This is a genomic window from Roseibium sp. RKSG952 (assembly GCF_009711355.1).
Genome location: NZ_SMMF01000805.1, coordinates 1 through 10898 on the forward strand (window position 1 = coordinate 1; position 10898 = coordinate 10898).

Sequence of the window (10898 nt, forward strand, 5' to 3'; positions counted from 1 at the left end):
GTTGCGCAGCTCTTCAACTTTGGCGGTCGAGCGTTCGATGAACATCTGCCAGCCCCGGCCCGGCTTTTCAGCCATGTCGGCCAACCAGTTCGGGTCCAGTTCGCGCCCGCGATAGGCGTCGATGAATTCACGACGGTTGATGCGGGCCTGGTCGGCCAATTTCACCATCGAGCTGTCCAGCGACATGATCCGGCGGTTGATGCCATAAAGCTGGTCAATCAGCGCTTCGATACGGTTGTTATGCAGATGTAGGCCGTTCACCAGTTCTACGATCTCGGCGCGCAGCTTCTGGTAAGTCGCTTCGTCTTTCTCGCTGAACGAATTGTCTTCATTCAGTGTGGCCGAAATCCGGCTGTCCTGCATCTCAGACAACATCGAGAAGTCGGTCGAGATCCGTTCCAAAGTGGTCAGAACCTGATCTTTCAGTGCGGCTTCCATTGCGGCCAACGACATGTTGGCCTGTTCGTCATCATCGTCGTCGTCATCGTTGTTCAGCGGGTTGCCATCGGCATCCAACTCAGGACCCGTATCCTTGGCTGGCTTTGCCGCCTGCACTGCCGAGGTATCCACAACGGGTTCTTCAACATCGCCGTCTTCGTCCATCTGGTTGCCAAATGTGGCCTCCAGATCGATGACATCACGCAGAAGAATATCTTCGGACAGCAATTCGTCGTGCCAGATGGTGATCGCCTGGAAGGTAAGCGGGCTTTCGCACAGACCGGCGATCATGGTGTTCCGACCGGCCTCGATCCGCTTGGCGATGGCAATCTCGCCTTCACGGCTCAGCAGTTCGACCGAGCCCATTTCGCGCAGATACATGCGCACAGGGTCATCGGTGCGATCAAGCTTTTCAGTGGCAGCACCGGCCAGCGCGACCTCGCGATTGCTTTCGGTCGTGACGAGTTCGGTCGAGCCTTTGTTCTCTTCCTCCTCGGCCTCTTCATCTTCGATGATGTTGATGCCCATTTCGGACAGCATCGACATAACGTCTTCGATCTGTTCCGAACTCACCTGATCAGGCGGCAGAACCTGATTGAGCTGGTCGTAGGTGATGTAACCTTTCTCGCGGGCCTCGGCGATCATCTTTTTGACCTGGGCCTGGCTCATGTCCAGCGAGATTTCCTGTTCCTGCTCTTCGGATTTGCGATCCTCGGTCGTGTCCTTGGCGGCCATTCAGTGCTCCTGCAGGGATGGGTGATTCGTTTGAACCGAATCATTAGCGCGAAGAAGTGATTCGACCACCCGTTTACCCGTTTTTCTTTTCCAGTGCCTTACGAAAACACCACTTTAGCGGCGTTTCCGCTCGAAATTGATGCCGGACATGATCGCCGCAAACGCGTCTTTCTCGTCTCGGTTGATTCGTGCGCCATTATCAGCGACGTCGAAAACGGCCCTGTCTTCGTTCTGGCTACGGCTTGTGCGGTTACGTTCTTCGGCGGCCTGAGCCAACCGGTACGTCAGCGCCTCATCAGCCAGATCGGACAGTTCTTCCGCAGCTTCGGCAATCTCGGCATCCAACCCCCGGAGCGCTTTGATCTTTGCGAGTTCCTCGGCCAGCGTCATCTCGGCCTTTTCAACGTCGCCTGGTTTGAACACACAGGGGATTACTGCCACATGGCGAAGGCTCAACAAGTTTTCAAGGGCATGCGGGCCCATTGCTGCAATAATGTGGTCTTGCAGGTTGTCCGGATCGTCAATCGCATGCCGCAATATGGCCTCGCGCAACGCAGCATGATCAGGGTCATGGCATTCCATTTCTTCCAGCTGATGTTCAAACTGAACAACTACCTTTGGGTTCAGGATTGCGATGGCCAGAATGGCTGCTTCACGCAGTTGAATGTCCGCATTCTCGGATGAGGCCAAGAATGAGGTCCTTGCCCCTGGCGACGCAGGTTGAGGTTGGGACTTCCAATTTCCGCGCGGTTGCCAGTTTCGGTTTTGCGATTGGCGCTGTGGCCGAAACAGCTGCCAGCGAAGGTCTTTTATCTCTTGTCCGTAGTGATTGCGGATAGAAGGATCGCGGATCAGTTTGATCTTTTCCCTAAGGGACTTGTCGAGAGCGGCCTTGCGTTCAGGACTGTCAAAGACCTTTCCCTCGGTCTCTCGTTGCCACAGCAGCTTGACCATAGGAATCGCACCTTCCAGAACAGTCTGAACGGCCCCTGCCCCCTCCGCTCGCAGCAGATCGTCAGGATCTTTGCCCTCGGGCATCAGCGCAAAGCGCAGCGATTTTCCCGCTTCCAGCAACGGCAACGCCAGATCGACTGCCCGCATCGCCGCGCGCAAACCCGCCGTATCACCATCCAGCGCGATGATCGGTTCGTCTGAGATGCGCCAAAGCAGTTGCAGCTGATGTTCGGTAATCGCAGTTCCAAGCGGCGCAACAGACGCGCCAAACCCGGCCTCGGCCAGCGCAATCACATCCATATAGCCTTCGGCAACAATCAATGGCTGACCCTTGCCGGCAGACTGTCGCGCAGGCCCGTGATTATAAAGGCTGCGGCCTTTATCGAACAATTCAGTCTCGGGTGAGTTCAGGTACTTGGCATTGTCGTTGGGGTCCATCGCTCGCCCGCCAAACGCAATGCACCGCCCGCGCGGATCCCGGATCGGGTACATGATCCGGTTGCGGAACGTATCGTAGGGCTTTTTGCCTTTATTCGAAGGCTTAGCCAGTCCGGCACCAAGGATCAGATCTTCTTCGATGCTCTTGCCACGCAGGTGATCCCAAAGCCCCTGCCAACCGTCAGGAGCAAATCCGATCTCCCAGCGATCCAGCGCCTTTTCATCCAAACCCCGGCGCGAGAGATAATCCCGCGCCTCTGCCCCTGCCGCTGTTTTGAGCTGCAAGCGGAAGAACTGCGCCGCCTGCTCCATCACATCGGCGAGCTGACTGCGGCGATCCTGCTTTTCCTGCGCTTTTGGATCGCGCGCAGGCATAGGCATACCAGCCTCTCGGGCGAGGATTTCAACCGCTTCGATGAACGAAACGTTTTCCGTCTCTTTAACAAAGCTGATCGCGTCGCCTTTGGCGTGACAACCAAAGCAATAGTAGAACCCTTTTTGGTCATCGACGTGGAATGAAGCGGTCTTTTCATGGTGGAAAGGACAAGGTGCCCACATATCCCCCTTGCCCTGATTGGACTTGCGGGCATCCCACGTGACTTTGCGTCCCACAACCTGAGACAGGCTCAGTCGGGTACGTAGTTCATCCAGAAATCCAGGGGGCAGTGACATGTATCAAACCTGACAGAAACAGAAACGCTCGCCAAGGGATTGACGAGCGTTTGTCCACAGCGAATTCGCAAACCTGTGGATTATTGCTGTAAACACAGCTCCAGCCAGGCAGCACCAAGGTCCTTTTTGCGCACATCGCGCATCTTTTGCTCATAGACCCAAGGTGTAATCAACGGAATTGCCGCGTTGTAGTTCTCGGGCCATGTAGGACCAGTTGCCGCGACCGCCTCGGCCACATCGCGTTCCTTGACCTTGTCGAGTCGTGCCTTTTGGACAGCAGCAACAACATCTGCCTGATACTGACAGCTTTGTTCCTTGGTCTCGGCAGCAGCCAGAGGTGTAGCCAGCAATGCAGCGGCAACGGCAATACGCAACATGGGGTTCTCCCGGAATCGTTTCTTTGCCGTAGCTTACCCTCGCGTGGCCACGCCTTCCATCGCCCTTTTCAAATCGTGAACCAATGTCTCAGCCATCGAGCGAAACACCATGATCTGAAACGCATTTTCACCGACACGCGTGATCGATGCCGTCATGTGAAACAACAGGCTGCGCACCGTATGACCGCGTTTGAAATGCCCAGACCTGAGATCAACAGGCACCAATCGCGCTAATACCTGCTCAGCCCGATCACCTTCCAGCCGGACAACCGCCCAGGCATCAGACTGATCCACCACAGCGGCATGTTTCTCAAGCGATGCATCCGGCTCTGGCCCTATCAGCATCGCATGAGAATGCCCGAACCAGACCGCGCGTGCGCCAGACTTTCCTGTCGCACGATTGGCGGCGGGGTATGCCATCCCATGCGCAGCCTTCATCGCATCGGACAGGGCCTTCTTCTGTCCCTTCAATGGCGAAACTGAAGTGATGGCACCTACATCCTCCTCGCTGACAGAAACCGATCCAACGGTCAGAGGCAAAAGACTGGCACAGGCTGTCTTGGCAATCAGCTTATCCACGAACGCGCCCTCCTTCGTGGTCAAAGAACACCGGATTTACAACCTCGCAAAGCGTGGTTACGCCACGCAGGTGATCCACCATTTTCACAACCTCGCCTTCGCGGTCTGGCCCATCCGCCAGAAACGCCAGCCCGATCATGGTTTCCAGCGTCGGAGAGTAACAAACGGATGTTATGTATCCCTGATCGCTGGTCCGCACGGGTTCGGCTTCTTCTCGGTAAAGATGTGCCCCGGCCAGCAGTTGCCTGCTTTCTCCGATTGGCTTGAGGCCGACCAGTCGTTCGCGCCCCGCCTCTTCCAGACCCGGTCGCTCTGACATGGTTTTACCGATACAGTCTTTCTTCTGCGAAACCATGCGGCCCATGCCGATGTCATAGGCAGTGGTGCGACCATGGATTTCCGCGTGGGTGATGAAACCTTTTTCGATCCGCAGAACGTTCAGGGCTTCCATACCGTACAGACCACCACCCAGCGCCTCGGCCCGTTCAATCAGAATATCGAACAGGCTGGCACCGTAGCGGGCAGGAACCGCTATTTCATAGGCATGTTCACCCGAGAATGAGATGCGGAACAAACGCCCTTTGACACCTAGCACTTCGACTTGCCCACAAGCCATGAAAGGCCAGCTTTCATCGTCAAGTATTTGATCCAAAATGCCATTCAGCAATTCGCGTGATTTCGGTCCGGCAACAGCGAATTGTGCCCACTGCTCTGTAACCGACGTGAAAGACACATCCATATCTGGGCATAAACCCTGATGCACAAACTCGAGATGTTTCATCACCTCACCCGCCGCAGCGGTTGTCGTTGTCATCAGGTAGTGATTTTCACCCAAACGCGCAGTCGTGCCGTCATCCATCACATAGCCGTCTTCGCGCAGCATCAGGCCATAGCGCACACGCCCGACCTTCAGCGTCGAGAACATGTTGGTATAGACGAAATCCAGAAACTTTCCCGCATCCGGGCCCTGAATATCGATCTTACCCAGCGTCGAGACATCGCATACACCGACCGCATCACGCACCTGTTTGACCTCACGATCACAGGATTCCCGCCAAGTGGTTTCGCCCGTTTTGGGGAAGTAGCTCGGTCGATACCACAATCCTGCCTCGATCATCGGAGCATTTCGAGCGACGGAGGCTTTGTGCGAAGTTGTAAAACGCTGAGGCTTGAAGCCCTCGCCTTCTGCACCAGCGCCATAGGCCCCGATAGCAATCGGCGAATATGGCGGGCGGAATGTGGTGGTTCCGGTTTCTGGAATGCCCCGCCCCGTCGCATCCGCCAAAATAGCCAGCGCTGCAACGTTCGAGTTCTTACCCTGATCCGTCGCCATACCTTGTGTGGTGTAGCGCTTCATATGCTCTACCGAACGGAAGTTCTCGGTTGCCGCCTGTTTGACGTCTTTGACTGTCACATCGTTCTGGAAATCCAGCCACGCGCGCCCTTTGCCCGGAACCGCCCAAAGCTGCGTGATCTCGTAAGACGCATCTTCTGCTGCAGGCAATGCCATATCCGGTGCTGTCAGACCAAGCCCTTCCAACGCTTCACCCGCCGCAGCAATTCCCTCGCGCAAACAGGCCGAAGTCGAGAACGAACCGTTGCAGGCCCCTGCAATTGACATTCCGGGTACTGATCCAGGTGTCGGCACAAACGCTTCGATATCGCGCCGCCACGTGGGTCGTCCATTCATGTGGCAGGTCAGGTGCACCGACGGGTTCCAGCCTCCGGTCATGGCAAGACAGTCTGTGTGAATACGCTCCTCACCGCTGGGACGCCTTACCGTAATGGATTCAAGCCCTTTTCGGCCCGAACTACCACAAACCTGAGCACCGCGCAGAACCTGATAGTGCTTCGACAGCGGAGCGTCATGACGGCTGTCGATCACGGCCGCAACATGAACACCGGCATCCAACAAATCACGCGCAGTGCGGTGAATGTCATCCGTATTACCAAAGATAGTGACATTCCGACCCGCGCTGACTCCCCAACGGTTCAGATAGGCCCGCACCGCGCCAGCGGTCATGATCCCGGGACGGTCATTATCGCGAAAGGCAACCGGGCGCTCCAAAGCGCCAGCCGCCAGCACCGACCGCTTAGCCACAATGCGCCAATAGGTCTCCAACGGTGCGCCGTTCGGTCGACGCTCGGTGTGATGCAGCACACGTTCAAGGGCGGCGAAAGTGCCCTGATCATAAGCGCCTGCAACCGTCGTCCGTGTCATTAGCCGAACGTTGTCCATCGACTTCAGTTCAGCCAAAACCTCGTCGGCCCAGACATATCCAGGCTTCCCATCGATTTCATAGGTTTCAGCCAGCAGACGCCCGCCCATCCGATTGCTTTCATCGGTCAGAATGACGTCAGCGCCAGCGCGCCCGGCGGTAAGTGCTGCCATCAGCCCTGCGGGTCCGGCACCGATAACGAGCAAGTCACAGAAGGCATAAGCGCTTTCATACTTGTCCGTATTGTCCTGCCCAGACAACGCACCCAGTCCGGCAGCGCGCCGGATCGCGGGTTCATAGACCTTTTCCCAAAAGCTCTTGGGCCACATGAAGGTCTTGTAGTAGAACCCCGCCCCCAAGAACGGGGCCGCCAGATCGTTGAGCGACAAAAGATCAAAGTTCAGGCTGGGCCAGCGGTTCTGGCTGCGTGCCTCAAGACCAGGATAGACCTCCTGCATCGTGGCGCGCACATTAGGCTCCTGTGTCGGACCACTTCCAACCGTCATAAGCGCATTGGGTTCTTCGCTGCCCGCCGTCAAAACCCCACGCGGGCGATGATATTTGAAAGACCGCCCCATCAGTCGCTGCTCATTTGCAAGCAGAGCCGAGGCAAGCGTGTCGCCCTCAAACCCGGAATAGCTGATACCGTCAAAGACGAAAGGAATGGGCTTTGAGCGATCAATCAGACCCTTACCATTGATCCTCATGATTTCGCCTCCGATGCCAGCTCAGTCTTCAGAACCTCATGTGTGACGGTGTCCCGGGTCACGACGATCCATGCCCCGCAGCCGCCTTCGTGGTACCAGACGTCGCGCGTCACACCGGCTGGATTATCACGTAGATAAACGAAATTATCCCATGCCTCTTCACCCGCGTCAGGTGCCGGACGCTCAAGATCGACCGCTGCGCCGCGATAGTAAAACTCACGCCGGTCCCGTTCCCCGCAATGCGGACAGGTGATCCTCATGACCGCACCCCTTGCTGTACTTTGTTATGAAACTGCATCTACCCAACCTCAGTGCAGGTTATGCTGAGAGCCTTTGCCCTCTTCATCTATGATCCCACGACCGGTCCGGAACCGATCCAGTCGAAAGCCGGTTGCATTCTGATGGTACTGCCCGGTGGCAATCAGATGCGCGAACACGTTGCCCGATCCTGGTACGGCCTTGAAACCACCGTAGTTCCAGCCGCAATTCAGATAGAGCCCCTCGATATGCGTTGTATCGATAATCGGAGAACCATCAGGCGACATGTCCATGATCCCACCCCAGGATCGCAGAACCTTGGCCTTTGAGATCATCGGCATAAGCGTGACACCGGCCTCCATAACGCTTTCAACCGTCGGCAGATTACCGCGTGCGGCGTAGGACGCGTAGAAATCAAGATCACCACCGAAGACAAGGCCACCTTTGTCCGACTGGCTGATATAGAAATGCCCCATGCCGAATGTGACGACGTGATCGATGCAGGGCTTCAGTCCTTCGGTGACAAAGGCCTGCAAAACATGGCTTTCGACAGGCAATCGCATTCCTGCCATCGCGGCCACTTGCCCCGAACGCCCGGCCGTGACCATAGCGACTTTCTTAGCCCGGATCGGACCGCGAGAGGTCTGCACACCACGAACCACACCGTTTTCGATGTCAATTCCGGTAACCTCGCAGTTCTGAATCAGATCAACACCGCGTTGATCCGCCCCGCGCGCGTATCCCCATGCCACAGCATCGTGACGGGCCGTCCCACCGCGCGCGTGATAGAGGCCGCCGTAAATCGGAAAGCGCAGATTGTCGTAATTGAGGTACGGCAGCATTGATTTCAGCTCGTCCCGCCCCAGCAATACTGCGTCGTCGCCCTGACTGATCATCATGTTTCCACGACGTGCGGCCGCGTCCCGCTGGCCGTCGGAATGGAACAGGTTGATGATACCGCGCTGCGAATGCATGACGTTGTAGTTCAGATCTTCTTCCAGCCCTTCCCACAGTTTCAACGAATGTGAATAGAACTCGGAATTTCCCTGAAGGAAGTAGTTGGCGCGCACGATCGTCGTGTTTCGACCAATGTTGCCGCCACCGATGTAGCCCTTCTCAAGCACCGCAACATTTGTCAGGCCATGTTCCTTGGCCAGATAATACGCGGTGCTAAGACCATGGCCGCCGCCGCCGATGATGACGATGTCATACTCAGCTTTCGGCTCAGGATCGCGCCAATGCGGCGTCCACCCTTTGTTACCAGTCAAACCCTCTTTGAGGACGCGTAAGCCGGAAAAACGCATTCAGATCTCCCTGCGAGTTCGTCGGCATCAAACCAACTCCCGAAAGCAGTAGCAATGCGGTGAAACGGTTCCGCCTCTGTTTTCGACAAGAACTTGTCTATCGGCGACCAAAAAAATGGTCATCACGACTTACGCTTTGCAAGTCAGCATCGAGTGAAAGATATATAAATCTGATAGTTAACCAAATCAGACAGTATTCTCTGCCTGGTGTTGCGCATAGTTCAAGAAAAACGACAATCGGCTCACCAATTCCAAGCCGATTGTCGCTCGTTTTCAGTTACAGACCTTTTGCGCGGTAGCTTTTCGACACGCGGTCAATCGCCACGATATAGGCAGCAGTCCGCAAATCATCGACGTCGGCCCGGTCGTGCCAAACCTCGCTCATCGACTGATAGGCGATCCGCATGGTGTCATCGAGGCCTGACCGCACCAGTTCAAGCTCATCCGCACCTTTCAGATACTTGGCCTTAAAGTCCGGAGACATAGACCATGCATCGCCGAGGTAGCGATCAAGCCGTTCCAGTTCGCTGACGATCAGTTCATGCCGCGCCTCTTCCTGGCGACGCTGCATGCGACCGAACCGGATATGGCTGAGGTTCTTGACCCATTCAAAGTAAGAGACCGTCACACCACCCGCGTTGGCGTACATATCGGGGATAATAACGGTGCCTTTCTTGCGAAGGATCTCATCTGCACCCGCCGTCACTGGTCCATTTGCAGCCTCGATGATCAACGGTGCCTTGATGTTCTCTGCATTGGACAAGTTGATCACACCTTCCAGTGCCGCCGGGATCAGGATGTCACATTCCTGCTCCAGAACTGCGCCACCCTCGGCGGTGTGGGTCGCATCCGGATAGTCTTTTACACCGCCATGTTTGACGATCCACTGGCGTACAGCCTCCACATCAATCCCGTCGGGATTATAGAGTGCCCCATCCCATTCGATGATACCCACGATGCGAGAGCCGTCTTCTTCGCTCAGGAACTTGGCGGCGTGGTAGCCCACGTTGCCCAACCCCTGCACGATCACGCGCTTGCCATCCAGTTTCCCGGACATTCTTGCTTTCTTGACGTCTTCGGGGTGACGGAAAAACTCGCGCAAGGCGTATTGAATACCGCGACCGGTTGCTTCCACGCGCCCCGCGATACCGCCAGCATTCAACGGCTTACCGGTAACGCAAGCACGCGAGTTGATGTCCGTGGTGTTCATCCGAGCGTATTGGTCAGCGATCCATGCCATTTCACGCTCACCCGTTCCCATATCAGGAGCAGGCACGTTCTGAGACGGATTGATCAAGTCACGTTTTGCCAGCTCATAGGCGAAACGACGGGTGATCTGCTCCAGTTCATGTTCTTCATACTGACGCGGATCAATGCACAATCCACCTTTCGATCCACCAAACGGCGCTTCGACCAACGCGCATTTATACGTCATCAGCGCTGCGAGGGCTTCAACCTCATCCTGATTCACCGCCGTGGCATAGCGAATACCACCCTTTACCGGCTCCATATGTTCGGAATGAACCGATCGATAACCAGTGAAAGTGTGGATTTGCCCGCGCAGGCGAACGCCAAATCGCACGGTATAGGTGGCGTTGCACACCCGGATCTTTTCCTCCAGCCCCGGCGGCAGGTCCATCAGGGACGCAGCCCTGTTAAACATCAGATCAACACTTTCACGAAAGCTGGGTTCATTGATGGGCGTCATAAAATCCTCCGTGCAGGTAAATGACTTACATATTGACGTTTTGTCGCACCCCTAACGGATCACTGCAATCGCCAACTGCACTTTTTTTCATCAAAAAATAAACAACCCGTTTCGCCGCTTACTGGCGAGTCGCTGTGGTTAACAAATAGAAGCGCATTGTCCCTACCGACGAAACAAACCCGCAGAGAGCGCGCGAACTAAAGCCAATTTCCATTCAATAATAGCAACATAGTGTCGAATCCGCCCAAATCTCGCCACGTTCCACATCTAAATTATTAAAGTTGCGAAGGTCTGGTTTCAGCGTGCCGTATCCGTGTGCGTGGCCGCCAAGGGGACTCGTTATGAGAAATTTTGATTGGAAGTCTAGATTCAATAAGCCCAGCCTGAAGAGCGCTCGCCCAAAATGGCTGGAGGCATTTATGGCGTCGGAAAGCGGCGCGATGACCATACTCACACTGTTCCTCATAATGATCGTTTTTGTTGCAGCAGGATTTGCCGTGGATGTCATG

At 55.7% G+C, this 10898-nt stretch carries 8 protein-coding genes; all 8 read right to left on the bottom strand.

Features of this window, described 5'->3' with window-relative positions:
- Positions 1-1173 (bottom strand): RNA polymerase sigma factor region1.1 domain-containing protein (locus tag E1297_RS07690; protein WP_305793814.1); only part of this gene is annotated, 1173 nt, incomplete at its 3' end.
- 114 nt (positions 1174-1287) lie between these two features.
- On the bottom strand, positions 1288-3237 hold the full coding sequence (dnaG, locus tag E1297_RS07695; protein ID WP_155136099.1) for a DNA primase: 1950 nt from the start codon (positions 3235-3237) through the stop codon (positions 1288-1290).
- Positions 3238-3317: 80 nt separating this feature from the next.
- Positions 3318-3614, bottom strand: coding sequence for a hypothetical protein (locus tag E1297_RS07700; protein WP_155136102.1), 297 nt, complete (start codon positions 3612-3614; stop codon positions 3318-3320).
- A 33-nt stretch (positions 3615-3647) separates the two neighbouring features.
- A complete protein-coding gene (locus E1297_RS07705; RefSeq protein WP_209015693.1) occupies positions 3648-4193 on the bottom strand; it encodes a sarcosine oxidase subunit gamma family protein in 546 nt (181 codons plus the stop codon).
- A complete protein-coding gene (locus E1297_RS07710) occupies positions 4186-7119 on the bottom strand; it encodes a sarcosine oxidase subunit alpha family protein (protein WP_155136108.1) in 2934 nt (977 codons plus the stop codon). The genes E1297_RS07705 and E1297_RS07710 overlap by 8 nt, the downstream gene beginning before the upstream one ends.
- Positions 7116-7379 (bottom strand): sarcosine oxidase subunit delta, encoded by a 264-nt coding sequence (locus E1297_RS07715; protein WP_155136111.1) that lies wholly within the window; start codon positions 7377-7379, stop codon positions 7116-7118. Before E1297_RS07715 ends, E1297_RS07710 begins: the two co-directional genes overlap by 4 nt.
- 48 nt (positions 7380-7427) lie before the next feature.
- On the bottom strand, positions 7428-8681 hold the full coding sequence (locus E1297_RS07720; RefSeq protein ID WP_155136114.1) for a sarcosine oxidase subunit beta family protein: 1254 nt from the start codon (positions 8679-8681) through the stop codon (positions 7428-7430).
- Between the two features lie 277 nt (positions 8682-8958).
- Complete coding sequence (locus tag E1297_RS07725; protein WP_155136117.1) at positions 8959-10389, bottom strand: Glu/Leu/Phe/Val dehydrogenase; 1431 nt, start codon at positions 10387-10389, stop codon at positions 8959-8961.
- Positions 10390-10898 lie beyond the last annotated feature (509 nt).